This window comes from Streptomyces sp. NPDC007917, assembly GCF_042959105.1.
Classification (GTDB): Bacteria; Actinomycetota; Actinomycetes; order Streptomycetales; family Streptomycetaceae; genus Streptomyces.
Genome location: NZ_JBIBKK010000014.1, coordinates 236,745 through 260,918, shown reverse-complemented (window position 1 = coordinate 260,918; position 24,174 = coordinate 236,745). Strand labels below are relative to the sequence as shown.

At 69.0% G+C, this 24,174-nt stretch carries 20 protein-coding genes and 5 pseudogenes; 13 read left to right on the top strand and 12 right to left on the bottom strand.

The window, feature by feature from the left end:
* Positions 1–542: 542 nt before the first annotated feature.
* Positions 543–1,517 carry a helix-turn-helix domain-containing protein gene (locus ACFZDL_RS27900; RefSeq protein WP_353596580.1) on the bottom strand — a complete coding sequence of 325 codons (975 nt, stop codon included), beginning with the start codon at positions 1,515–1,517 and terminating at the stop codon, positions 543–545.
* 615 nt (positions 1,518–2,132) lie between these two features.
* Between ACFZDL_RS27900 and ACFZDL_RS27895 the strand changes: the two are divergent.
* A pseudogene (locus ACFZDL_RS27895) lies at positions 2,133–2,282 on the top strand (sigma factor); the annotation flags it as partial.
* A 327-nt stretch (positions 2,283–2,609) separates the two neighbouring features.
* Here ACFZDL_RS27895 and ACFZDL_RS27890 read toward each other — a convergent pair.
* Entirely contained in the window at positions 2,610–3,029 is a 420-nt protein-coding gene (locus ACFZDL_RS27890) for a DUF2690 domain-containing protein (protein ID WP_353596581.1), read from the bottom strand.
* A 245-nt stretch (positions 3,030–3,274) separates the two neighbouring features.
* Between ACFZDL_RS27890 and ACFZDL_RS27885 the strand changes: the two genes are divergently transcribed.
* Complete coding sequence (locus ACFZDL_RS27885; protein WP_353596582.1) at positions 3,275–3,496, top strand: hypothetical protein; 222 nt, start codon at positions 3,275–3,277, stop codon at positions 3,494–3,496.
* Positions 3,497–3,518: 22 nt separating this feature from the next.
* Here ACFZDL_RS27885 and ACFZDL_RS27880 read toward each other — a convergent pair whose 3' ends face one another.
* Positions 3,519–4,379: a hypothetical protein gene (locus tag ACFZDL_RS27880; RefSeq protein WP_353596583.1), complete on the bottom strand. Its 861-nt coding sequence runs from the start codon at positions 4,377–4,379 to the stop codon at positions 3,519–3,521.
* A gap of 224 nt (positions 4,380–4,603) precedes the next feature.
* On the opposite strand from ACFZDL_RS27880, the pseudogene istA reads away from it, so the two are divergent.
* The 4 genes and pseudogenes from istA to ACFZDL_RS27860 all read left to right on the top strand — a co-directional run bounded on the left by istA (position 4,604) and on the right by ACFZDL_RS27860 (position 8,243).
* A pseudogene (gene istA, locus ACFZDL_RS27875) lies at positions 4,604–6,274 on the top strand (IS21 family transposase).
* On the top strand, positions 6,271–7,113 hold the full coding sequence (gene istB, locus ACFZDL_RS27870) for an IS21-like element helper ATPase IstB (RefSeq protein ID WP_353596584.1): 843 nt from the start codon (positions 6,271–6,273) through the stop codon (positions 7,111–7,113). Before istA ends, istB begins: the two are co-directional and overlap by 4 nt.
* Positions 7,114–7,119: 6 nt before the next feature.
* Positions 7,120–7,242: a hypothetical protein gene (locus ACFZDL_RS27865; protein WP_353596585.1), complete on the top strand. Its 123-nt coding sequence runs from the start codon at positions 7,120–7,122 to the stop codon at positions 7,240–7,242.
* Positions 7,243–7,502: 260 nt separating this feature from the next.
* A complete protein-coding gene (locus ACFZDL_RS27860) occupies positions 7,503–8,243 on the top strand; it encodes a hypothetical protein (RefSeq protein WP_353596586.1) in 741 nt (246 codons plus the stop codon).
* A 396-nt stretch (positions 8,244–8,639) separates the two neighbouring features.
* Here ACFZDL_RS27860 and ACFZDL_RS27855 read toward each other — a convergent pair whose 3' ends face one another.
* Together ACFZDL_RS27855 and ACFZDL_RS27850 are read right to left on the bottom strand one after the other, a co-directional pair.
* Positions 8,640–8,930, bottom strand: a complete 291-nt coding sequence (locus tag ACFZDL_RS27855) for a hypothetical protein (RefSeq protein ID WP_353596587.1) — start codon at positions 8,928–8,930, stop codon at positions 8,640–8,642.
* Between the two features lie 19 nt (positions 8,931–8,949).
* The gene (locus ACFZDL_RS27850; RefSeq protein ID WP_353596588.1) at positions 8,950–9,480 is read right to left on the bottom strand and encodes a hypothetical protein; all 531 of its coding nucleotides are present in this window, start codon (positions 9,478–9,480) and stop codon (positions 8,950–8,952) included.
* A 713-nt stretch (positions 9,481–10,193) separates the two neighbouring features.
* Between ACFZDL_RS27850 and ACFZDL_RS27845 the strand changes: the two genes are divergently transcribed.
* The 3 genes from ACFZDL_RS27845 to ACFZDL_RS27835 all read left to right on the top strand — a co-directional run bounded on the left by ACFZDL_RS27845 (position 10,194) and on the right by ACFZDL_RS27835 (position 11,974).
* Positions 10,194–10,316 carry a hypothetical protein gene (locus ACFZDL_RS27845; protein WP_353596589.1) on the top strand — a complete coding sequence of 41 codons (123 nt, stop codon included), beginning with the start codon at positions 10,194–10,196 and terminating at the stop codon, positions 10,314–10,316.
* Between the two features lie 381 nt (positions 10,317–10,697).
* Entirely contained in the window at positions 10,698–10,997 is a 300-nt protein-coding gene (locus tag ACFZDL_RS27840) for a hypothetical protein (protein WP_353596590.1), read from the top strand.
* Between the two features lie 176 nt (positions 10,998–11,173).
* A complete protein-coding gene (locus tag ACFZDL_RS27835) occupies positions 11,174–11,974 on the top strand; it encodes an SDR family NAD(P)-dependent oxidoreductase (protein WP_353596591.1) in 801 nt (266 codons plus the stop codon).
* Positions 11,975–12,022: 48 nt separating this feature from the next.
* Here the strand turns inward: ACFZDL_RS27835 and ACFZDL_RS27830 are convergent, their stop codons facing one another.
* The 4 genes and pseudogenes from ACFZDL_RS27830 to ACFZDL_RS27815 all read right to left on the bottom strand — a co-directional run bounded on the left by ACFZDL_RS27830 (position 12,023) and on the right by ACFZDL_RS27815 (position 16,834).
* Positions 12,023–12,649 carry a TetR family transcriptional regulator gene (locus ACFZDL_RS27830; RefSeq protein WP_353596592.1) on the bottom strand — a complete coding sequence of 209 codons (627 nt, stop codon included), beginning with the start codon at positions 12,647–12,649 and terminating at the stop codon, positions 12,023–12,025.
* A 137-nt stretch (positions 12,650–12,786) separates the two neighbouring features.
* Positions 12,787–13,008 carry a hypothetical protein gene (locus ACFZDL_RS27825; RefSeq protein WP_353596593.1) on the bottom strand — a complete coding sequence of 74 codons (222 nt, stop codon included), beginning with the start codon at positions 13,006–13,008 and terminating at the stop codon, positions 12,787–12,789.
* Positions 13,009–13,211: 203 nt separating this feature from the next.
* The gene (locus tag ACFZDL_RS27820; RefSeq protein ID WP_353596594.1) at positions 13,212–13,571 is read right to left on the bottom strand and encodes a DUF6232 family protein; all 360 of its coding nucleotides are present in this window, start codon (positions 13,569–13,571) and stop codon (positions 13,212–13,214) included.
* A gap of 214 nt (positions 13,572–13,785) precedes the next feature.
* Positions 13,786–16,834: pseudogene (locus tag ACFZDL_RS27815) on the bottom strand (Tn3 family transposase).
* A gap of 234 nt (positions 16,835–17,068) precedes the next feature.
* On the opposite strand from ACFZDL_RS27815, the gene ACFZDL_RS27810 reads away from it, so the two are divergent.
* On the top strand, positions 17,069–17,308 hold the full coding sequence (locus tag ACFZDL_RS27810) for a hypothetical protein (protein ID WP_353596595.1): 240 nt from the start codon (positions 17,069–17,071) through the stop codon (positions 17,306–17,308).
* Here ACFZDL_RS27810 and ACFZDL_RS27805 read toward each other — a convergent pair.
* Both ACFZDL_RS27805 and ACFZDL_RS27800 read right to left on the bottom strand, forming a co-directional pair.
* Positions 17,295–17,816, bottom strand: a complete 522-nt coding sequence (locus tag ACFZDL_RS27805) for a pyridoxamine 5'-phosphate oxidase family protein (RefSeq protein WP_081235495.1) — start codon at positions 17,814–17,816, stop codon at positions 17,295–17,297. The two genes, ACFZDL_RS27810 and ACFZDL_RS27805, sit on opposite strands and share 14 nt — an antisense overlap.
* 512 nt (positions 17,817–18,328) lie before the next feature.
* Positions 18,329–19,660 carry a hypothetical protein gene (locus ACFZDL_RS27800; protein WP_353596596.1) on the bottom strand — a complete coding sequence of 444 codons (1,332 nt, stop codon included), beginning with the start codon at positions 19,658–19,660 and terminating at the stop codon, positions 18,329–18,331.
* Between the two features lie 590 nt (positions 19,661–20,250).
* Between ACFZDL_RS27800 and ACFZDL_RS27795 the strand changes: the two genes are divergently transcribed.
* The 3 genes and pseudogenes from ACFZDL_RS27795 to ACFZDL_RS27785 all read left to right on the top strand — a co-directional run.
* Positions 20,251–21,006, top strand: a complete 756-nt coding sequence (locus ACFZDL_RS27795) for a Tn3 family transposase (protein WP_353596597.1) — start codon at positions 20,251–20,253, stop codon at positions 21,004–21,006.
* A pseudogene (locus ACFZDL_RS27790) lies at positions 21,000–21,266 on the top strand (Tn3 family transposase); the annotation flags it as partial. The gene ACFZDL_RS27795 and the pseudogene ACFZDL_RS27790, both read left to right, overlap by 7 nt.
* A gap of 73 nt (positions 21,267–21,339) precedes the next feature.
* Positions 21,340–21,600: pseudogene (locus ACFZDL_RS27785) on the top strand (Tn3 family transposase); the annotation flags it as partial.
* 339 nt (positions 21,601–21,939) lie between these two features.
* Here ACFZDL_RS27785 and ACFZDL_RS27780 read toward each other — a convergent pair.
* A complete protein-coding gene (locus ACFZDL_RS27780; RefSeq protein WP_353596598.1) occupies positions 21,940–24,165 on the bottom strand; it encodes an MMPL family transporter in 2,226 nt (741 codons plus the stop codon).
* Positions 24,166–24,174 lie beyond the last annotated feature (9 nt).

Sequence of the window (24,174 nt, the reverse complement as noted above, 5' to 3'; positions counted from 1 at the left end):
GGATGACGGGCTTCGGCTCGGCGGCGCGATACATACGGACCGCGCGGTCACGCAACTCCAGCGGGTACTTCCTCGGGGCAGGCATCGTCTGGTCTCCTCTCCTGAGACCCATCTGACCCGCTGTCACCTCTCCCCGCATCTCGGGGGAACCTCATGTCGGCAACTGCAGGGAGGCCGAACTCAAGGTTCAACCCGCTGTATGCGGGCGCCCCGCCACATTGAATGGTCGCCTCCTGAGGCCCGGCGCCAGCTGGAATGACCACTTGCTGCTGCGTACCAGTGCTTTCCTGCGAGATCGGGGCGGCAGCTGCGGTGGACCGCGCATCGCGATCGGTTGGAGCAGTGCTCGCCGACGCAGGCGTCGCCCCCGCTACCCCAGTGGCAACAGCGACTATCGCCGCACTCGTCATCGCTGCTCGGATCCTTCGTCGCATGCGTTCACTTCTCCTTCTTCGGGGCTGTGTACAGGCCCTTGGTTGGTTTGCGGTCCCAACCATGCCGGTCAGCGGCCCGCGCGTCGTTGGCCGTGCGTGGCCGGTTTCTTAACGCTGTTTGTCACACGCGGTTTGGTGACGGTAGTCGCGTGGGCTGGTGCCGTAGGCAGTGCGGAAGGCACGGCTGAAGTCGGCGGGGTGGGAGAAGCCCCAGCGGGTTGCGATTACGTGGATGGGGACGCAACGGTGGGCGGGGTCGGCCAGGTCGCGGCGGCAGTGTTCCAGCCTCTGGTGGCGGATCCACGCTGCCACTGAGTGGTCCTGCCGCCTGAAGAGGCGGTATAGCTGGCTGGTAGAGATGTGGTGGGCCGCCGCAACGGCGTCCGGGGTCAGTGCCGGATCGGACAGATTCTGCTGAATGAAAGCCTGGATACGCAGGAGCAGAATGCGCTGCCGTGACTCGGGCATCAGCGAGGTGTCGGCGTCCACCTGATGGGCAAGCAAGGCGTTGACCAGGTCCAGCAGGATCGTCCCCAGCCGAGTGGTGTCAGAAGGCCGGTATTCGTAGGGGCTTTCAGTCAAGCGGGTGAGGAATCCGGCGAGCAGGCCGCCAATCCCCTCCCGCCCTGACAGCGGCCGGGCCAGGAGCCGGTCAACCTTCTCGTCCGGCAGCGGCAGCAGTGCCCGGGGCATGCGTACTGCCATACCCACGGTAGAGGGCGCCATCGCTGGATCAGCCCAAGCCCTATACGGGCGCCAGCTGCTGTGTATGACCATCTGCTCGGGCCCGATCGCGGACTCTCGGTCAGCCTGGGAGAGCCCCATCCTGCCGCGAAGGACGAGATCCATCTGGACGTACTCCGGATCGGAGCGCCGGATCAGCCGCTCCGTGCGAGATGTGTGCAGCGACGGCACTGAAGCCACAGACACATTCACAGGGCCCAGCTCGAGTAAGCGCAACGTGGCATGGAAATCGTGCTCGTGATTGCTGGACACTTCCAGCGGCAGTCGGCGGAACATCTCCCGCCACGCCTCGAACCGCTGCTCAGCGGGTAGGTCATCGCTCTGGAATACCGTCTGCATCGCCTGTCCCCCTCAATCGCTGCCATGCGCTCAGCCCTGTGTACGCCTTTGGAAGACGCACACAGAAATGCGTTAGTTGCCGGGGGCGGGCCCCACCGGCGACGACGGCCGGTCACTGCGCCCACTCACGCGCCATGCGGTACACGTCCCCCTACGCCCAGCGAAGCCGCGGGCCGCGGACGGGCTCCCCCAAAATGGAGGTCGCCCCGTTCGCCCCACGCTGACCGCCACGCGCTCCGGCGGGGCCCTGGGACAGGTCCTCGGGGCCCCGCGTAGCCCAGCACGGCGGTCGTTGCCTGACGCCTGAGCCGCCGCAATGTCGAGCGGGCTGGCGATATCCCGGCAAGCGCGATGAACACTCGGCCGAGTGCGACGGGAGCGCATGAACGCTGGCCTGGCGGCCCACGGCCGACTGTGTCACCGCCACGACGGGGGTACGGCGCGTGCGTTGATCTCAGCGAAGCGGAGTGCCACGTGATGACGAACTGGCGGCAGAAGACGAACTCTTCCCGGTTGGGAGCGTATCCGGGCTCCACCGAGAAGCGAGGGGCCTTCGGATCGGCGTAGGCGTCGCCCACGTTAACGACCAGCAGTCTTGAGGACCTCTACCGCGTCGAGATGCCGCAGGTGACACGGTTCCTGGTCCGTGTCGGCGCGACCCCCTACGAGGCTGCCGATGCCACTCATGAGGCGTTCACCGTGGCCATCGAGAAATGGGACAGTATTCGGGAACCGCGGGCGTGGCTGCGCAAGGTCGCGCACCGCTGCTATCTGCGTCAGACAGGCCATCGGGAAACCCCATACGACCCAGTGCCCGATCGCCCGGGCGGCAGCAGGGGACGCCGTCCAGCGCCGACGGAGACACCCGTCCTGTCGACACCTCCTGGCCGGGCGCCGCGGCCGCGACCGGCCGGTACACCGCCCCCCGCCGCTGACCCACGGGCGGGCGCCGCACCCTGTACCGGGTCGTCCCGGCCCGCTCACTGCTGCTCCAGCGTCGTGGGCGGGCCGGTCAGCGCAGATCAGGCGGTCACGCTGCGGCCAGGAGTGCCAGGATCCCAGCGCGCCGCCCGATCACGCCGCTGCCTTCCGCTAATAGGTGTGCGTGCACGTGCCGTTTCCGACCGTCGTGCAGGCGTAGGCGAACAGGCCTGCGTCGTTGACCATGGCCGTGTACGAGTGATAAGCGGGGCTGTTCCAGAACTCCGCCCCCGAGCTGCTGTGGATGGACACGTAGTCTCGGCCGCCGCCGCTGATACGCCCCCACGCCGCCCGGCAGGTCGGGCTGTACCGCAGTTCGAGCTTCCTGCCGTCGATGTACTTGGTGTCGGGGGAGAAGGCATCGGCAGCACACCCGGTCGTTTGCGGGTCCTGCCCGTGGCAGGATTGCGCGTAGCAGGTGGCCGCGGACCGCTTGGCCTGACCGTCGTCCTGCGCGGAGGCAGACGGGGCCACCGCCAAAGCGGCCAGCGTCACGCCGGAAAGCGCCAGAGCACCGAATAGTCTGCTCATCAGACTCCCTTTCACTCGGATGGTGCGTCGGTAGCCGAGGTATACCGCCACCGGTCCGGGACGGGTCCCGGAACCACCGGACGCCTTCGTCCGGCTCTGATCCTGTGCGGCGCGCACGAGTGCGGCCCCTGCGCCGCGGACACGCAGGCCGTAGCCAAGCGCCGGGCCGCCGGCCGCTGCCCGCCTCCACGACGGCCAGGTCCCGCACGCCGCCGTGGCCGGCCAGCCCTCGAGAAGGGCCGGACATGGTCGTACCTGATGAGCGGGAGGACTCCTGCTGGGGCAACCGAGGACACCCCAACCCGCGTGAAGGACCCGGGGCCGTCGACGTCGCGCTCTACGCCACGGCGTCCGTCGACGCGGTCGTCGCCTCCCACCCCGAGGTCGGCTGGGAGCATCTGCGCGCGGTGGGGAAAGGCCGGCGCTCTCCGCTGGCATTGCTGCGCCCGGCACCGGCACCCGCCTGAGCGCCCCCGCGCCGGTACAGCACTACGAGGGTGCTCCCCCGCCTGCCGCGTCCCAGCCGTCCAGAAAGGCGGCCAGGGCGCGGCGTTGTTCTCCCTCGCGGGCGATCTGCCGGGCGAGGGCGTCGCGGTCGATGTACGGGTCGACGGCGGCGAGGACCAGGCGCCGGAGTTCGGCCGACTCCAGCGCCTCCACTTCCCACTGCACCGGGCGGCGGGGGTCGAAGCCGTAGCGGCGGGCGAAGGCCGGCCACCTCGGATCTCCGCGCTTGCCCTCGGTCGCGGGCAGTTCGTAGGCGCGCACCTGCTCGTAGGTCAGCAGCACCCGCTCGGTGCGGCTCCAACAGCCCGTGCGCGCCACCCAGTCCCGCTCGATGTCCTCACCCGAGCTGTCGAAGTCGCCCAGGTAGAGCAGCACGGCCGGGCCCGGGTCCCGGGCGGTGCGCTCCTTGACGACATGGGCGTAGCTCTGGCTGCCGAATCCCCGCACAACCAGGACCGGAATCCCGGTCTCGGCGAGCCAGCCGGTGAGCTGAGCGCGCAGGGTGTCCTTCTCGCAGGCCACATAGACGGCCGCGGCCTGTCCTGCGGTGTGGTCCAGACAGAACCAGGCGGGCGCCTGTTGCAGGAAGGCGCCGGCGTCCGGCCAGGCGGGCGGGACGTGGACCTCGCGCAGCGGGTCGATCAGGTCGGGGAACCCCTCCTGCCGGCGGGCCTGCGCAAGACGCGCGGACAGGTGCCGGTAGGCCGACGCGGTGTGCGGGATCACGGCCTCGGCCACCAGCCGGTAGTAGACCTGGCGCAGGATGCAGCCCCCGACCGCGTCGTAGCCGGTCACGACGACGGTGGCCCGGTCCACTACGACCGCCCACCGCAGTCTGCTCACACCGGTACATGTACCCCTCGGCCGCGGCGCGAGCGCAGTGTTTTCGACAGGGTGAAGTAGAGCCAGCGGGGCAGTGAGAGTGAGAGCCACTGCTTCGGCAACGAGTTTGGGAGCCACCTTGTCTGATGGCGTGTGACATGCCGCCGATGGCGTAATGGGGCTTGGGGCCGATTGGTCGGGTCACGCTGTGCTGCGTTGATCACGGTCGTGTCAGGAGCCCGTGGGTGTACAGGTCGCGTGAGTGGATCTTTGAGCGGATCCGTCGTGACCGTCGGCTGGATCCGGCGGTTTCGGGGCGGGTGCTGGCCAGGCGGTACAAGGTGTCGCGGAACACGGTGGCGAAGGCGCTGGCCTCGCCGGTGCCGGCGGAGCGGAAGAGGCCGCCGTCGCGCAAGAGTGTGCTGGAGCCGGTGACGGGTTTCATCGACGCGATGCTGCGCGAGGACCTGTCGACGTGGAAGAAGCAGAAGCACACCGTTGAGCGGATTCTTGAGTGTCCGGCGGGTGAGCACGATTTCGAGCAGGCGTCGTACTCCACGGTCCGTGACTACGTGCGCAAGCGGCGGCCGGAGATCTCGCTGGAGGCCAAGGAAGGGCGTCGGCATCTGGAGGAACGGACCCGGCGAGGAAGCCGAGGTCGATTTCGCGGACGTGTGGCTGGACCTGGCCGGGCAGCGCCGCAAGTGTGTGCTGTTCACGCTGCGGATGTCGTACTCGGGCAAGGCCGTCCACCCACGGCTTCGCAGGAGGCGTTTTTTGAGGGGCACGTGGAGGCATTCGCGGCTCTGGAAGGGGTGCCGTCTGTCCACATCCGTTACGACAATCTCAAGCCGGCCGTGAAGCAGGTGCTCTTTGGCCGTTCCCGCGCGGAGACGACACGGTGGGTGGCGTTTCGGTCGTGGTACGCGTTCTCACCCTTTTACTGCGGCCCTGGTGAGGAAGGGGCACACGAGAAGGGCGGGGTCGAGCACGAGGGCGGACGGTTCCGCCGCAAGCACCTTGTCCCCGCCCCGCAGGTGGAGACGCTCGCCGAGCTGAACGAGCGCCTGGCGGCGATCGATGCGGCGGAGGACGCCCGGCACGTCCATGGCCGTCCCACCTCGATCGGCTTCGACTTCGAGCAGGAACGTGCCTGTCTCGCGCCGCTGCCGGCGGACGAGTATGACACCGGCATCGATCTGATGCCGCTGGTCCACCGCAACGGGCGGGTCACCGTCCGTCAGGGCTACTACTCGGTGCCCGCGAAGTTCATCGGCACAAAGGTACGGGTGAAGCTGCGGGCGAACGAGGTGTGGATCTATGAGGGCCGCAAAGTCGTCGCTCGCCACCCACGGCTGACACGCCGCTACACCTACCACGAAATCCTGGATCACTACCTGGAGATCCTGCTGGTCAAGCCTGGTGCGTTCGCAGGGGCCGCCGCGTTGGCACAGGCCCGCGCGGAGGGCGGCTTCACCAAGGTGCACGAGGCGTTCTGGGCCACGGCGAAGAAGAAGTGCGGGGACAAAGAGGGAACCCGGATGCTGATCGAGGTGCTGTTGCTGCACCGGCAGATGCCAGCCAGCGCGGTCATCGCGGGAATGGCCACAGTTCTCAAAGTCGGCTCCGTCAGCACCGACTTGGTCGCGATCGAGGCCCGCAAGGCCATCGAGAACATCGGCATCGAAGACGCCGAGCCCACCAGGTTCCACAGCGATGACGCTGCCTCCGATGACGAGGACGACGACTCCGCAGCCCAGGACGCCCACAGTGATGCGGGAGCGAAGGTGATCTCGTTGCACACCCGGCGTCTGCCGCCGGATCCCCGTCCCGCGCTGCCGGACATGAGCAAGTACGACCGCCTGCTGACGCCGGTGACCGACACCGCGAGGAAGAGAGAGGGCACCAGCGCATGAGCCCGACCGCCACCGCCAAGCCGGTCTCCGAGCAGGTCCCGGCAACCCGGATGCCCCTGCCGGAAAGCGACCCGGAGGACACGCTGATCGACGAAGCGTGCCGGGACCTGCGGCTGCCCGCCTTCCGCGAGCGGTTCGTGGAGCTGGCTGCCACCGCCCGGCGCGAGCAGTCCTCCTACAAGCAGTTCCTGCTCGACATGTTGCAGGTCGAACGCGCTGACCGGGATGTCCGCCGCCAGCAGCGGCTGGTGAGGTCGGCGAAGTCCCCCCGGCCCAAACGGCTGGAAGACTTCGACTTCGACCGCAACCCCAACGTGCTGCCCGAGACGGTCGGTGATCTCAAGAGCACTTCCTGGGTGCGTGAGGGCCGCCCCCTGGTACTGATCGGTGACTCCGGCACCGGTAAATCACATCTTCTGATCGGAGTCCGTACGGCGATCGCCGAGGCGGGCCTGTCGGCCCGTTACACCACCACTTCGGCGCTGGTCAACGAGCTCGCCGAGGCCGACGCGGCCCGTCGGCTGTCCTCGGTGATCGCCCGCTACAGCAAGGTCGATCTTCTCTGCCTGGATGAGTTCGGGTATCTGAATCTGGACAAGAAGGGTGCCCGGCTGCTGTTCCAGATTTTCACCGAGCGTGAGGAATGCAAGGCGACCGCGGTGGCCACGAACTCGCCGTTCGCTGAATGGGACAAGATTTTCGCCGACCCGAGACTCTGCGCGGCCATCGCCGACCGGATCACGTTCCGCTGCACCTTGATCCAGACCGGCACCGAGTCCTACCGATACCAGGCCACCGAGGCCGAACGCCGGAACACATCACGCACTCGATCTCAGTAGTATGCCGTGATCGCCGACGATCATGGGGGACGCGTGAAGCTAGAGGACATGGAAGAAGCCGAGATCGAGAAGCTCAAGGAGCGCTGTCGGAAGGCACTCGAGGAACACCTGAAGATGCCGGGTTGCTGACCGAGTTGGCCGTCCTCGAACTCCCTCCTGCTCAAAGAACCTGTTTCTGAGCCTGGGTGGCTTCTGGTGAGCGAGCCGATCTAGAGTCGGTCTGCTGGGGCCCTCGTCCGATTCTTAAGGCCATCGCAGCCGTCGTAAGGGCGCCTTCCAGCAGCGGGATCAACGGCTTCGACAACCCGCACCTGAGCCGACGGCTGAGCGGCAACGAGCCACCGGCATACCGGAATAGCCGACTGGATTGACCATAGGGAGGTGCCAGCATGACCGCTTCTAGGGCGCCCCTGACCCGGGACAGCCTGCGGGTGAAGATTGCCGTGCAGCGGGTGCGGCTGGCAGGTACGGAGTACCGCGTGATCCGGCCGGCCAGACCGTTGAGGAACGGGGTGCTTTACAAGACCAGTAGCGCTTTGGGTAGTAGCCATTACGAGATGTATGTGGACCGGACCGACGGCAGGCGCATCGGCACCCTGTGGCTGCTCGCAGCGCGATCGCCGCGATCGTTGGTCTACTTGCCGTTGCGTAATACCGCTCCGATCGAACCTATTGTCGATGATGGGCAGCCACTGGACCTCGTGCTGGCGCCCCGCACAATGCAGCTGCGTCCTTCCCGCTGGAAGCGAATCCGGGAGCATCTCAACGCGGGGAATGCCGCCCGCGAGCTACGCACCGCCAGTGTGCCGGAGCGAGACCTTCCCGACCTCGAGGCTGACTACATCATTCCGGACAACCCGAAGGAGGCGAACAAGTTCCTCTTTCGCAAGGACGTCTACGCCGAGACGCTGCTACTGACCGGCGGAACCGCGGCCTTCCGGGAAGGAGCGAAGAAGATATTCGCCGTCACGAAAGACGGGCCGCCCGCCGCCGCAACCGGACTTTACCTTCCAGTTGGATGCAACTACCACGTTTGCCGAGTCATCTACGACTGGGACTTAACGCCCAACCTTCGCGACTGGGAACAATTGCACGTGGCGTTCTGCCCACAATGGGTAAGACGACGATGATCAGGCAACGGCTCATCCCCTGCAGCGCCGTCGATCCAGTAGGCGGGCCATCACGTTGCGTCCTTGGCATCGGTCTACCTGTGCCATCGGCAGCGGCCGCCGCATAACGGAGCCGGGCCCTTTTGAACCGCGCCTGTCAGGGACACGGGGCGAAGGGCCCAGCATTACCCAAGTTATCGGTTCACGCACTCATCGCTGCCGCGGACACTCCCACCCCATCGCGACACGGACACATATCACCCGAGAGGGGCGGCTCCCACTTTCCGTTGCCGATCATGGACCTGTGTCGCAGTCCATTCTCTCCACGAAACAGAGCAACGTGGCTCTCGCTCCCATCGCCCCAGTGGCTCCCGTTCACCTTGCCGAAAACAGCTTGGCCACTGCGAGGAACCGGGCTCAGTCGTCCAGGGCCAAAGAGGTGCGGAAGAGCCGGGCCCCCGCCCGGACCGTGGTGGCGAGCGCCGCTCCTGAGGTCCGCACTGCCAAGGCGGCCGTCCCCGCCACGGCTGGCTCCATCCGGCCGGTCGCCACCAGGAGGACGAGCACGCCCCAGGTCGCGGCGGTGCCCACGGCGGTGAGCGCGTCTCCGATGCCTTGGACTACCAGGGCGTGCCGCGTGGCCCGGAGCTGTTCGGCCTCCAGGCGGCCGGAAACGATGCGGTACTGCTGGATCAGGAACCCGGCCATGGTGCCCGCCCGGACCTCATCAGCGGTATTCCGCTCCGTGGTGTACGAGCGGAACACGTTCCGCAGCCGGGAATCGGCAAGGTTGCGGTGGTGGGCTGCGTGCTCGACCCGCGCACCCCCTCACGGCACCCCACGCACAGGGGACCACAGAGAGGAACAGCAGCGGAAGCATCACCGGGTGCAGGACGGTGACGACCGTCGCCCCGGCGGCCATCTGGGCCGTGGCGGAGGTCAGGAGCTGGGTGTCGAGGATGAGGTCGCCGGTCTTGTCCGCGCCGTCGGATGCGGCGGCGTGGGCGTCCGCGAAGTGCGGGTCCTCATACGCGACCAGCTCGGCGGTCGTGGCTGCGGTGATGACCTCCAGGTCGGCCTCGCATACGGCTTTGGGCGCGAGCCGGGCCGCGGCTGCGCGGGCGCCGGTGTCCAGAAGGTAGCGGCCCAAGGCAGCGAGGGCGAGCACCGCCACGACGGTCAGGTTCTCGTGCAGGCCGACGGCGATGTCACCGCCGGTGAAGACGGCGGCCAGCACGCGGGTGGTGGCCGCGAGCACGGTCGCGGTGAAGGTGGCCGCACCGATCTGGCAGCCGATAAGCCGCCCAGCCAGCCGCGCACCCGTGAACCATCAGGGCGGACATGCGGAAAGCCGACGACACGGGCCCGTTCTGTGACGGCGGCCGCCAGCCCCTTCTTGGTGAAGCCGCAGATACGGAACCAGTAGCAGAACGCGGACTCCCCGGACTGAGGGAGTCGGTCGGGCACGGGCTCGGACGGCATGGACGGCCTCCACCGCAGGCGAATTCTCACTGTGAAATGCCATAACCGACAGTAGTGCACCGGCTGGGTGCCAGGGAGTGCTTCCACCCTCGCGCTCCCTGCGACGCGCTGCGCCACACGCCGGTCAAGTACCACGGGTCCGCCCCCTGATGACACCCGCCGACCCGGGCGCAGACTGCCGTTCCTGACTCCAGAGCGCTTCGGAGGGAGACCCCGGGATGGATGTGATGCGGGGGCCGTCGTGGTGGCACCCCAGACCGCTTTACGGATGCGGCCCTCGCAGCACGGCGGGCGGCGGTACCCGAGCCCCTGGGCACGACGCGGCCGGCTCGACCCGAGCCCTGCACGATTCCACCCGCCCCAGCCTTCGCGCCTTGCCCGTCCCGCGTCGCTGCAGCGGTAGCTTCCGGGCTCCGCACCTCATCGGCCGCGGTCCCTTTGCCGAGCGATCGAATCGCCCGCGGGTGCGGGCCCGAAATGGAGATCACCTTGACCACCAGCCTGTCCAACCCCGCCGTCGAACTCCTCGGCGTCCCCGACCTCCACCTGGTGGAGACGGCACCGCCAGAACTCACCCGCGGGCTGCGATGGACCGCAAGTGGGAGGAGATGACCTCGGCCAACCCCGCGCTCTTCGACGGGCCGGTGAGGGTCTTCGAAGTTGAGCGGTGTGTGGCCTTGAGTGGGCTGATCGGCTGTCACGTTGGGTGTGAGATCCCGGGGTGTTGGGTGGCCCCGTCAGCAGGATGCCCGTGGTCGTGGGTGATCATTTCTGTTCTCTACGCAGAACGATCACCGGAAACCACGGGCTTGGACAACGATACCGATGCGACGTTGCTGCTCGACCTGGACGGCCTGGCCGTCGCGACGGTGGAGCGGTTGGAGGACGGCACCCGCAGGGTGCATCTGGTCACCGCGGACCACGGCGCGCGGGCCTGTCCCGCGTGCGGGGTGTTCGCCACGAGGGTCAAGGGCCCGGCGGTCACCCGGCCGCGTGATCTGCCGGCTGGCGGTGGCCGCTTCCGCCACAGTCAGGCCCCGGCCGAGATGGCCGCCGAAGCGGCTGCGGGCGGATCCGCGGGTCAAGGTCGTGGTCTGCGACGTGCGCGGCCGGATCAAGGCCGGCGCGGCCAAGGCGGTGGGCAGCGGCCGGCTGCTCGACGCCGACGGCGCGGAGAAGGTCCGTCGGCTGCTCGGCCGCAAGTACCTGCTCGCCCGCCTGGGTGACCTGTACGCCAACGTGACCGGGTGGCGGCGCCGCCACCCGATCGTCGCCCTGGAGATCACCTTTTGAGTCGACGCCCCAGGGCGTGGCAAGGCACCCGTCCGCGACGGATCATAGCAGGTGGGAGGCCTGTTCGGGCCGGCCGATCCAATAAGTCTACGAGTGTATACTTGGAGATGTGGCCAGCCGCCGCTCGCACGAACTGGGCGCGAGGGCAGCCCGGCCGACGGAAAGGACTCAGCACCATGAACCTCGATCTCACCGGCAAGCGCGCACTCGTCACCGGCTCCAGCGCAGGGCTCGGCGAGGCGACCGCCAGGATGCTGGCAGCCGAGGGCGCCGCCGTGGTGATCCACGGACGCGACAAGGACCGCGTGGAGGCCGTCGCGGCGGCAATCTGCGCAGCCGGCGGGACGGCCGACACCGCGCTGGGCGACCTGGCCACCGACGAAGGCGCCGCCGACGCCGCCCGGGCCGCCACCGCCGGCGGACCCGTCGACATCCTCGTCAACAACGCCGGTTTCTACCGGCACCTGTCGTGGTCGGACGCCACTCCCCAGGAGTGGAACGACACCTACAACGTCAACGTCGTCTCGGGGGTGCGGATGATCCAGCACCTGGTCCCGGCCATGCGCGAACGCGGCTGGGGCCGCGTGATCACCATCGGCGGCGGACTCGCCTCCCAGCCGATGAACACCCACCCCCAGTACAACGCGACCCTCGCCGCCCGGCACAACCTGGCGGTCTCCCTGGCCCGCGACCTCAAGGGCACCGGCGTCACCTCCAACGTGGTCTCCCCCGGCGCGATCCTCGTCGACAGCGTCAAGACCCTCATCACCCAGATCGGACCCGACCGCGGCTGGGGGCAGACCTGGGACGACATCCACCCCAACGCCGTCGAGGCGCTCATCCCCAACGACCAGAACCGCTTCGGCGAACCCGACGAGATCGCCGCAGCCGTCGCCTACCTGTGCGGGCCGCACGCACAGTACGTCAGCGGAGCGACGATCCGGGTGGACGGCGGCCTGATCCGCTCGGCCTTCTGAGCCGGCGACATCCCGGCGGACCCGGCACGGCGGCGGCGCATCCGCCCGCTACGCCTCGCCGCCCCCGTCCTCGGCGCTCCGGGGCTCGGCGCCACGAGCCTCCGCCCCGTCCGTGACCGGCTGGAGCATCGCGGCCAGCAACTCCGCCAGCCGGTCGTCGTCGGCGTCCGCCAGCGCGCCGACGCCGACGACCGTGCGCAGCAGCCACGTCCCCGCGGCCAGTGCCAGGCCCAACTGGGCGCGCAACTCGGCCTCCGGGCCGCCGATCAGTCCCGCCAGCCGGGCGCCGACGTGCGTCTCGATCCCCTGCCGGAGGATGGCGGCGGCCTCAGGGTCCGACGCGGAGCGGAGCATCAGCAGGAACGGGTCGAGGCGCTCGGCACCCGCACTCGTGCGCTCGGCGAGCGACCGGGCCATCGCCCCCGTCAGGCCACGGGATTCGGTGCCCACCACCGTCGGCGGCCCGAAGAGGCGATCCACCGCCTCGGTGAACAGGCCCTGCTTCGATCCGAAGTAGCGGTTGATCATCATCGCCGTGACGCCCGCGCGCTCGGCGATCTGCCGTACCCCGGCCCGGTCGTACCCGTGCTCGGTGAACTCCACCACCGCGGCCGCCAGGATCGCTTCGCGTGTCGCCACCGCATCCCGCCGGCGAGGCGCCTGTCCACCAGTCATGGAACGAGCATACGACCCGCCATCTACGACCGTAGACAACCGGCCGACCCAGCGGGCGGCCCAGCCGGCGGCCGCACCCACGGCGAAGGGGCCGGTACGCGCGCGCACCGGCGACCGTACCCACCAGGGCAGGCCCGTCAGCCCAGCAGCGCGAGCAGCCGCCCCAGCGCCTCCACGACGGGCCTGCCCACCTCGCCCACGGTCGCCGCGATCTGCGAGACGGACGCCAGGATCATGCCGCGCTCACGCAGGGCGGCCCGGTCGGGGGTGAGCGCGGGCAGCGCGTTCTCCAGGGTCTGGGCCTGGTCCGGGGTGAGCTCCGGGCGCAGGTCCTTGAGGAGGCGGGTGAGGTCTGTCACGGCGGCCTGCAGCTCGGTGTCCTGAGCGGTGCCGTCGTTTGTGGACGACGGTGCCGTGGTTGATCCCCGTGTTTCCCCTGCCGCCGTTCATGTTGACGACGGAACCGAAGTTGTTCGTGGTGTTGTACTGCTCAAGGACGGCGAAGAACTCGTATTCCGGGTGGTCGATCGCATACACGATCTGCCCGGCGATCGCCCGCAGTTCATCCATGGTCGGCAGGGTCAAACACCCTGGAACCGCTGTTCAGCTCGACGACCAGCACCGGCTTCCTCGACCGGAGCAGGATGGCGCAGACAACGACCAGGTTGAACAGGGTCAGGACGCCCGGGACAGGACCGCCGACCCCGCCGCCCCCGTCCGTGGAGTCGAGCCGGGCGGAGACCAAGAAGGCGAAGACCACCAACGGCAGGAAGTAGACGCCGGCCTTGCCCCAGTCGGGCTTCGACTTGAACACTTCGACCCAGCTGATATTGCGCAACGGAACCGCCGCCGACCCCACCCACAGGATCTGCCGCTGGACCCGGAGTTCCAGCGGCTTTCCCCTGCGGGGAGGCAGCGGCATCGGCGGTATCTGAGGAGGCAGCTGCGGCGGCTGAGACGGGGGCCGGGGCGGAATCTGTGGCGGAGGCCCGGGAGGTGGTACGCCGATGCCGCCTGTGTGATCCATGGTCCCCCCGTGCTGTCATCACAACCACCCGCGCAGTGCGTGGCGCGGGAGCATCATTAAGCCTGTGTGGGGTCGTGGGACGGCAGACGAGATACGGCCAATGTCATCGTCACTCGTCGGCAGCGTCCGGGTCCCGCAGCGGACGTAGACCGCCGGGCAGGTTGGGAAGCTGGAACGAGTACCGGCCCAGCATGTTGATGTGGTCGCGGACGAACGGGGAGAGGCGAGCAACGTCCTCGTCGCGGACGTCGAAGCCGTCCGCGCGCAGCTGGTTCACGGCGGCGTCCATGTACCGGGTGTTGAATAGGACGAGGGCGTTCAGGACCCCAGTGCGCCGATCTGGTCTTCCATGCCGTCCTGGTAGCGCTGGTAGAGCTGCCCGTTCCTGCCGTGGAAGATCTTCCCGGCCAGGGAGTGGCGGCCCTCCTGGAGGTTGGCCTGGCTCTTAATGTGCCGCCGGAAGCCGGGCTCGTCGGCCAGGCGCAGGATGTGCAGGGTCTTGGAGATCCGCCCGTAGTGCGCGATCGCGTCGCCGAGCGGAGTGGAGCGGCCGTCGCGAGAGAGATGCGGATGACGTCGTACGCACGGACGGCGCCGGTGTGGATGGAGCCGATGATGCGGAGGATGTCCTCCCAGTGGCGTTCGATCCGGGCGAGGTCGACCCGGCCGCGGGCGGCGTCCTGGAAGGCGCCGTAGTCGGCGGTGCGGTCGATGCGCCACATCTTCTGATCCGGCAGGTCGGCAAGCTGTGGCGCGTACGCGAACCCGGCCAGGGTGAGCAGCCCGAAGACAATGTCGCTGTAGCTCGCGGTGTCGGTGACGATCATCTCGGGACGCTTGCCGCCGTCGCGGTCATAGAGGACGTCCAGCACGTACAGGGAGTCGCGCGGGGTGCCGGCCACCACCTTCCCGCCCAGCCCCGCCGCCTGGTCATTGATCATGTTCAACCACGTCGCACCGCCCCGCCGCCCGAAGTACTTCGGGTTCGGCCGCGCGTACACCGACGGCACGGGGACGACGAACCGCATGCCGTCCACGGAGGCGACCAGTCCGCCGCCCCACGCCTGCGCGAGCGGGACGGACGCCTGGTAGTCGATCAGCGTGGCGTTCGCAGCCCGGTACGTCGCCAGCCGCAGATACGTCTGGTCGACGTGGGACAGCCGCCCGTACTTCAGCGCCTCCGCGGCCCCAATGACCGGGGTGTAGCCAACGTTGCAGCTGTGCGCGACCAGCAGCGCGGCGATCGTCATGTGCAGGTCCTTCAGCCTCGCCTCGCCGCCGGTGACCGAGGTGAACGCCTGGTCGGCGCCGGTCCACGCGAACACCTCCAGCAGGGCCTCCGGCAGGTCGACGCGCGGCAGCATCGCCTCCACCGCCTCCCGCAGGGCCCGCAGGGAGGCCGGTTCGGGCTCCGGCTCCAGGGCGGCGAAGTGCAGACGGCCGTCGTCGTCGAACACGATCTGGGAGTTCGCCGGCACCCGGGCGGCGACCTCACGGTAGGTGCCGTCCAGCAGCGTGGCCCGCGCGGCCAGGTGCTGACCGGCCTCGGCGGGCAGGTTGAGGGAGGCGAGCACGGTGGGTTTGGTCTGTTCCCACGCCTCGCCGTCGAGGAGCTTGGCCCGGGGGTCGCCCCACTTGGAGGAGTTCTTCGCGAACACCTCCCGTCGGCGCAGCATCCGGTGCAGGTGCTCCAGCACGCAGAACGTGTACGCCTTCCAGTCCACCGTGCCCGGCTCCAGGTGCGGCGCCGACAGCACCAGCCGCCGCCACGACCCCACCAGGAGACCGGTGTCGATCTCGGCGGGGCCGACCTTCTTCCGGCCCATCAAGTCCGGCAGCGACTTCAACGCGGCCAGGACCGGCAGGCCCTCCGGGGTAGCGCCGAAGTCAACCACGCTTACCAGCAGCTTCAGGAACGGCCGTACGGTGCCAAACCGGGTGACCAGCTGAGTCCGCCATGCCTCGTCCGCGTCCGAGTCGAGCGGCGGGGTCAGCTCGAACAGCGCAGCGATCGCGGCCGCCAGCTCGTGGCGCGGCACCACCTGCTCGATCCGCGCCCACATCGCGTCCAGCGTCTCTACCTCGGGCGGGCTGATCTCCCCGGTGTCGGTGTCGACCTGCTCGCTCGTGGTGTCGAACACGATCTGGAACGCGGCGGCCAGCTTCGCCGAGGCCCGCTCCACCCGCGGCAGGGTCTTCAGTTTCTCCTTCATAGTCTCCCGCTCGGCCCTGGCCAGCAGCATCGTGGCGATGAGCACTTCCAGCAGGTCCAGAGCGTCATCGACCGCGCGGGACGTCAGGTAAACAGCGGTGGCCAGCAGCGTGGGCAGGCGCCGGGAGTCGCCGTGCCGCTTGAGCAGCGACGCCTTACCGCCGACCCCGTACCGCGACAGCTCCGCCAGCCGCCGCGGCGGTATCGCGGACACGTCCACCTCGCCCATCCCGAAGTCGGCGATCTCCTCCGCCCGCTCCAGCGCCCACTTCATCTGAGGCCCGGAGATCCGCACCGGGCCCCGCCGCAGCCGGTCCAGCTCCGACACCCGCGCGCCCGGCGGCACACTCAACAGGGAGTCGAGCACGGCCCGCTGACCGGTGCTCAGCAGGCCGTACTGGGTGTTCCACAGCCGGTTGTTCGCCGCCTCCCGGACCGTGCCCACCAGCCGGGCCAGGCGGCTCGCCCCGGGCAGTAGCACCCGGCGCTCGCGCAGCCACCCGCCCGCCGCGTCGAACAGCGACTTCGGCCCGTCGCCGGTTGTCCAGGCCCGAGCGTCCAGCCACTCGCTCAGCTCGTCGCGCACCTCGGCGAAGTCCCGCCAGCCCCCGGCCTCCTGGATCTCCCCGGCGTGCGTGCGGGCCGTCCCGTCCCGCTCGCCGTACTCCTTCAGACACGACGCATCGGCGATCCCCAGCTGCTCGGCCAGGTACTCGGCGACCTCGCTGACACCTGCCGCGGGTCCGGCATGAACCGGCCCAAGTACCGCACACTTCGTCAGCTGGACCGCGAACCCGAGGCGGTTGTGCGCACGCCGCTTGGCCTGCACCTTCTCCAGATCCGAGTCATCCAGGAAGAAATACCGATCCAGCTCCGCACGAGACGGCGCTCCGTTGAACGCCGCGTACTGGGCTGCCTGTTGATCAGACAAGAACTCGACCGCCACCAGGACCTCCGAAGATCGACGACATCGACCCGTGAAGGCTCCGCCGTACGATCAGCCCAGGTCAAAGCGCCGAACAGGGCCGCGAGGGCTTAGCGCACGATCTGACACGGATGTTCCTCAACCCCCGTGAGTCCCGTGAGTTCACGCAATCTGAAGGGTTCTCGGTGGGAACTCAAGGGTCCGCCGTCGTGCTCTGCGGAGTTGCTTCCGTGGGTTCGGGGCCAACTCGCGACCTTGCCGTTCCTGGTCCCCTGGACCGGCAGGACGCCGAGCGGCCCCCTGCTCGAACGCAGCGAAGCGGAGTTGAGAGCTTGGGGGCGGGGCAGCCTCGGGTCGCTGCTGTACCGGCGGGCGCTGGGCGAGGCCGTCGCCACGGCGCTGGCGGTACGCGACGGCGCGCCGTCGACCGGCCCCGCACCCACGTACGCGCAGGTGCAGGCCCTCGTCGACGGGCCCGGCGTCACGTGCCGGTGAGCTTGTCGAGGTCGGGGGCGTAGACGGTCATCCAGTGCGGGTTCAGCCGGTAGTAGACGACCTCGCGGTTCCAGTCGAAGGCGTCGTCGTCGCCGTAGAAGTCCTTCAAGTAGGCGAGGAGTTCCTGCCAGTCGGCCGTGGTCTCGGCGTCCTCGGGGTTCAGCTCCTCCACCGTGCCGTGGGTGAACACGCCGAGGTCCTCGCCGCGCATGTGCGCGACGCTGGCGGCCGGACGGGCCGCGAGATGACGGGCCTTGGCGGCGTTGCGCGCCGTGCCGAAGTGCCACCGGCCGTGCAGGAAGTGCCCGTCGGCGCCGCTGATCCGCGGTTCGCCCTTTGCGGTCACCGTGGAGAGGGCGAGCGTGCACATGCCGGTGAGGACCCCGGTGAGCTGCGCCGCCGTGATGGTGCGGCCCTCGACGATCGAGCGGAGGTGTGCGGTCGAGCCGGAGAGGGAGGAGTCGAGGAGGGACTGGAGCTTGTTGAGTTCTTCTGGGGTTTCGCGCATACGTCCATCGTCGGCCGTGAACCCGACGCCCTCTGTCGTCGTTGATGAAGCAGCGGTGAGGTTGCTCCGCGCGGGTTGCGCTCGGTGCTGCGTGGGTGGCAACAGGTGGGGGACGAACGCCGGGACATGTTCATGTATTCGCGGTTGATTGACGAGCTGTGATGCCGTTGGTCCTGCTGTCAGGCCGCACGACGCGGTGTTCCCTTGAACTGATTGAGCAGCCATGACGTTCCGCCGTGATGGATTTCGTGGTTCCTCTCGCCATCGCAGTGATCGGGTTAGTGGCAACCGGCTTGGGAGCGGTTGTTGGGGCGCGGGCAGCTAAGTTCGGCGCGGAAAAGAACGCCGAAGCCGTCCGGCGGCAAGTACAGGACCAAGGTGCCGTCGAGCACGGTCACTGGATGCGCCAAGAACGCCTCAACACCTACGAGAGCTTTCCTGAAGCCTGGGATGAGTGCCTGCGCCTCTCCCAAGGATCTGCTGACGCCGACTCCAAGTCGCGTCAATCCGGGTCAAGTTCTTTTCCTGAGGGCGATGCCGAGTGCTCGGCTGCCTGTTCCAGTAGTGCCCGTGCGGAGTCCGCGTAGCGCATCGCGGTCTTCTCGTCGAGCCCGAACACCTCGGCGAGGTGAAGCGGATCGGGCCCGTGGGTCAGGGCCTCTTCGAGCTGCCGGTCGACGCGGAGCCGCTCCAGCGTCGCGTCCTGGCTGCGCGGAGCTGATCCAGTGGTTGCTGGCGCGGCTGGTCTTGGTGGCGGTCTGGTTGTTGATCAGCAGATGGAGGTTCGCGGTACTCGGCCACCGGTTTCGCCGGTGCTCCAGCCAGTCCAGCAGCAGTTTCAGGGTGAGGTCGTCGAGCGGGCGGACGCGTCCGGCGATGGTCAGCCGTCGGTTGCCGAGGTCGACGTCGTCGAGCATGAGCATGCCGATCTGGGCGACCCGGGCGGCGTGCACCGCAGCGAGGGTGAGGATGAGTCGTGTTGCCGGGGTGGTGGCCGCCGCGACGGACCGGCCGACCTGGGCGGGGACCAGCGGCTGGAGCACGCCGTACTCGTACTGGCCGACCTTGATCCGGCTGGTCGGGTTTCGGAAAAGCAGCCCATTTCGCTTGGCCCAGGAGAACAGCGAGCGCAGGGCCACGAGTTGGTCACGCCGCTGGTGGCCGTGCAGTGTCTTAATGTAGGTCCGGACGTCGTCGCGGGTCACTTCCCGCAGGTGGTCATAGCGGTCCGACCATTCCAGCAGGGCCGGCCGGACACGGTTGAGGTAGAGCCAGACCGTGCCTTCCCGTCGCGGGAGGCTGCGGGGGCCACCGTCACGCAGGACGCGGGTCCAGCGCTCGGCCTCCGAGCGGATGCCGGGTGCGAGACCCTGCAGACGCTCGGCGAGCCAGCCCTCGAAGGAGGGTTCGCTGTCGTCCTCGAAGATCCCCATCTCCTCCAGGACCGTGACGACGTGGCCGACCGGGATGTCGCGGGACCGGAGCGGGGTGAAGATCTCGCTGTGCCGGATGGCGTCGCCCTCCACGTACCCGGTGAGGACAAGGGCCAGGCCGCGGTTGACGGCGAAGCGTATGTTGCGTCCCCAGCCCCGTGCCTCGGCGAACCGGTGAGCGAGGTACTTCGCCCAGGTCAGCCAGGGGCTGGTCAAGTCGACGCCGGAGCGGGCGAGGCGGCCGTAGTCGCGCGGGACCTGTCCGAACAGCGGCAGCTGTCTCCAGTCGGTATTCGGCCGCCAGGCCGGCGCGGGCGGCGGCTTGCGAGGGGCGAAGATCCTGCCTGTCCTCGCGGATGCGGGTATCCCGGACGAGGCGGTGGGGACGCTGCTGCGCGGGAAGATCGGCATGTCCCGGCTGATCGCCGCGAACGCCGGGGCCACCGTGCGGCTGCCGAAGGACCACGGGCATCTGCGGCTGCTGGAGGGCTCCTACACCTACATCCGCCAGTTCGCCCCGAAGGTGCTCAAGGCGGTGCGGTTCAAGGGCGGCACCGAGGCACAGCCGCTGGTCGAGGCCCTGGAGATCCTCCGGGAGCTGAACGCGAGTGGCGCCCGCACCGTCCCGGACAAGGCGCCCACGCTGTTCGTGCCGACCCGCTGGCAGGGCTACCTGGACGAGGCCGCGGCCAAGGGGGACGCGACCGCGTACCGGCACTACTGGGAGCTGTGCGTGCTGCTCGCGCTGCGCGACGGCCTGCGCTCGGGGGATGTGTACGTGCCTGGCTCACGCCGCTACGACAATCCCGAGACCTACCTGTTGAAGCCCGCCCAGTGGGAGGACCACCGGGCCGAGTTCTGCCGCCTGGTCGGCAAGAGCCCCGATGCGTCGGAGGCGCTGCCGCTGGTGATGGACGAGCTGGACGAGGCCCTGACCGACCTGGAGGACACCCTCAAGAGGGGGGGACGGGCCGGTCCGTCTCAACGACGCGGGCGAACTGGTGATCTCGCCGCTCACCGCGGAGGACATTCCGTCCGAGGCCGAGGAGCTGCACGGCGAGCTGGAGCGGATGCTGCCGGACGTACCGATCGCCTCGCTGCTGGTGGAGATGGACCGGCACACCTCCTTCCTGGACTGCTTCACCCACGCCGGCGGCAAGCAGGCCCGCTCACCGCAGCTCAAAAGGAATCTGATCGGGCTCTCCACGAACATGGGGCTGCACGGGATGGCCTCCTCCTGCGGCATCCCTTACGACGTGCTGGCGTGGACCGCCGAGTGGTACATCCGCGAGGACACGCTGCGCGAGGCGAACATCTGCCTGGTCAACTACCACCACCAGCTGCCCATGACGGCGATGTTCGGCTCGGGCACCCTGTCGTCCTCGGACGGGCAGCGCTTCCCCACCCGTGGCAAGTCGATCACCGCCCGGCACCTGAACAAGTACTTCGTCAACGAGGGCATCTCCACCTACACCCACGTCTCCGACCAGCACTCCACCTTCGGCACGAAGGTCATCGTCGCCACCCACCGCGAGGCGCACTACGTGCTGGACGAGATCCTCGGCAACGCCACCGACCTGCCGATCACCGAGCACGCCACCGACACGCACGGCGTCACCCTGGTCAACTTCGGGCTCTTCGACCTGGTCGGCAAGCAGCTCTCGCCCCGCATCCGCGACCTGGGCAAGATCACCCTGTACCGGATGGGCGCCAAGGCCAACTACGAAGAGAAGTTCCCCACCGCAGGCCCCTGCTGACGAAGAAGGCCAACCTCGGTCTCGTCGCCGACCACTGGGACGACCTGCTGGGGCTGGCCGGATCGCTCAAGTACGGGCACGCCACCGCCTCCCTGATCGTCGGCAAGCTCTCCGCGTCCTCCCGGCAGAACGCCCTCGCGGCGGCACTGAAGGAGTACGGCGCTATTCGGAGGACCATCTACGCGGCGAAGTACTTGTCTGATCCTGCCTACCGCCGCAAGATCGCCCGGCAGCTGAACAAGGGCGAGTCCCTCCACGCGCTGCGCCGCCAGCTCCACTACGCCCGCGAGGGCAAGGTCACCCGACGCCAGCCCAGAGCAGCAGAACGAGCAGGCATGGTGCCTGACCGTCGTGACGAACGCGGTCGTGTGCTGGCACACCACCTACCTGGGCCTGGCCGTCGGCGAAGTCCGTGCGGCCGGCCGCGAGGTGGACGCCGAGGTCCTGGCGCACATCTCCCCGGCCCGCAGCTCGGCCGTCAACTACTACGGCTCCATCACCGTCGACTACGACCGCGAACTCGCCCAGCTCGACGACCAGGGCCACCGGCCACTTCGGACCGTGAACGTGGACGAGCCCGGAGCCGGGCTGTAGAAACATGCTCGGCCGCTACAGCTTCGGCCGCCGGCGGCCTGCTCCCGGATGCCGTCGCGGATCATCAGGCGAAGGCGAAGATCGGGCGGGCGCCGTAGCAGACGCCCCGTCGGGGTCGTCGACGAGCCGCTGGGCGCGGCGCAGTGCGGCGGCGAGGGCGGCGGGGATCGGGCCGTGGGAGGGGAGGATCACCCGCGGGGTGCTGCCTGCCTTCGTCGTGACGCCGCGGGCGGGTACGCGGAGACGGGTGCGGTGGTCGCCGCAGCGGTGTGGAACGGCCCGGGCCGGGGGCGGTGGGGGTGCGCCGCCCGGCGCGGGCCCGTGTGCGGTCCGGCGGTCTCAGAGTTCGGCGAACCGCTGGTCGGCTGCGGTGCGGGCGGCGGCGGGGTGTGACAGGGCCGCGCCCTCGATGTCGACGTTCGGCAGGATGCGGTCGAGCCATCCGGGCAGCCACCAGGCGGCACGGTCGAGCAGGGCCAGGACCGCTGGCACGATGAGCATGCGGACGACGAACGCGTCGAACAGGACGGCGACACCCAGGCCGAAGCCGATCTCCTTGATCATCGCCTCGGTGGATCCCATGAACCCGGCGAAGACGCTGATCATGATCAGCGCGCCGGCGGTCACCACCCGGGAGCTCTGCCCGAAGCCGGTGATCACCGCGTCCCGGGGCGCGGTGCCGTGGGCGTAGGCCTCCCGCATCCGGCTGACGAGGAAGACCTCGTAGTCCATGGCCAGGCCGAAGACGATGCCGATCAGGAAGATGGGCATGGTGCTCATGATCGGCCCGGTCTGGTCGACGCCGGTGACGCTGCCGAGCCAGCCCCACTGGAAGACCGCGACGATGGCGCCGAGCGCGGCGAGCACAGAGAGCAGGAAGCCGAGCGCAGCCTTGAGCGGGACCAGGATCGAGCGGAAGACGATCACCAGGATCACGAACGCGAGGCCGACGACAAGGGCCAGGTAGGGCAGCAGCGCGTCGCTGAGCCGCTGCGAGATGTCGATGTTCAGCGCGGTGGTGCCGGTGACCAGCACCTGGGCGTTGGTCTCCCCACGGAGACGCCCGGCGTCGTCCCGGAGCGAGGAGACCAGGTCATGGGTCTCCTGGGCATTCGGACCCGTCTTCGGGACGACCGTCAACAGGGCTGTGTCCTGGGCCTTGTTGAAGACCGCGGGCCGGACCGCGGCGACAGCGTGCGCCGTGGCGATCTCCGAGCCGATGCGGTCCGCGGCTGCGTGCGGGTCCGCGCTGCGGGTCGCGTCGACGACCACGGTGAGCGGCCCGTTGAATCCCGCTCCGAAACCCTCGGTCAGCAGGTCGTACGCCTGCCGCTGGGTGGTCTCGGGCGGCAGGTGGCCGTCGTCGGGCAGCGCCATCCGCAGGCTGAGCGCCGGGACGGCCACGGCGGCGAGGCCGAGCACGCCGACGACGACCGCCAGGGCCGGGCGGGCGACCAGCTCGCGGGCCCAACGGGCGACCAGCTCGCGGGCCCAACGGGCGCCCAGCTTCGGCCCGGTGGCGTCGCGTAGCTCGATCCTGCCCTTGCGGACCTTGCGGGGCAGCACCTTGCGTCCGGCGAAGCCGACGAGCGCGGGGACGAGGGTGAGGGCGATGAGGACGGCGATCACCACCGTGCCCGCCGCTGCCAGACCCATCTTGGTGAGGTTCGGGATGTTGACGACGGCGAGGCCGACGAGCGCGATGACCACGGTGAGCCCCGCGAAGACCACCGATGAGCCGGCCGTTCCCAGGGCGCGGCCCGCGGCCTCCTCCTGGGCGTGGCCCCCGGCGAGTTCGCCCCGGTAGCGGGACACGATGAACAGCGCGTAGTCGATGCCGACGGCCAGGCCCAGCATCAGCGCTAGCATGGAGGTGCTGCTGGAGAGGTTCAGGGCGTGGCTGAGCGCGGTGATCCCGGCGATGCCGATGGCCACGCCGATGAGGGCTGTGATGAGCGGCAGTCCGGCCGCCACCATGGAGCCGAAGGTGAGCACCAGCACGATGAGGGTGATCGCGAGGCCGACGACCTCGCCGCCGCCCACCGAGGGCGCCTGGCCGAGGGCGTTGCCGCCGACCTCCACCCGCAGCCCGGCCGGCATGTCCTTGTCGCCGATGTGCTTGAGCGCGTCGACCGTCTTGTCGGTCAGCTCCGAGGCCGAGGTGCCGTAGGAGACCTGGATGTAGGCGATGGTCCGGTCCTCGCTGACCGCGCCGGCCTGGAACGGGTCCACCACGGAAGCGACCTGGGTGGAGCTGGACTTGAGTGTGTCGACGGCCTTCTTGATGGCGGCCTTGCTCTCGGCGGAGTCGACCTTCCGGCCGGCCTGCGCCTGGAAGACCACGCGCGCGTTGGCGCCGTCGGCCTTGGTCCCCGGGAAGTGCTGGGCGATCAGGTCGAAGGCGCGCTGGGACTGGGTGCCGGGGATGTTGAGGGGGCTGTTTGCGGGTGATCCGGCCGCAGCGGCGGCAAAGCCTATCGCCACAAGGAGGGCCACCCATACGAGGGCGACCAGGCGGCGGCGCCGGAAGGCGAACCTGCCCACGCCGTAGAGGAACGTAGTCATCTTGGTGCG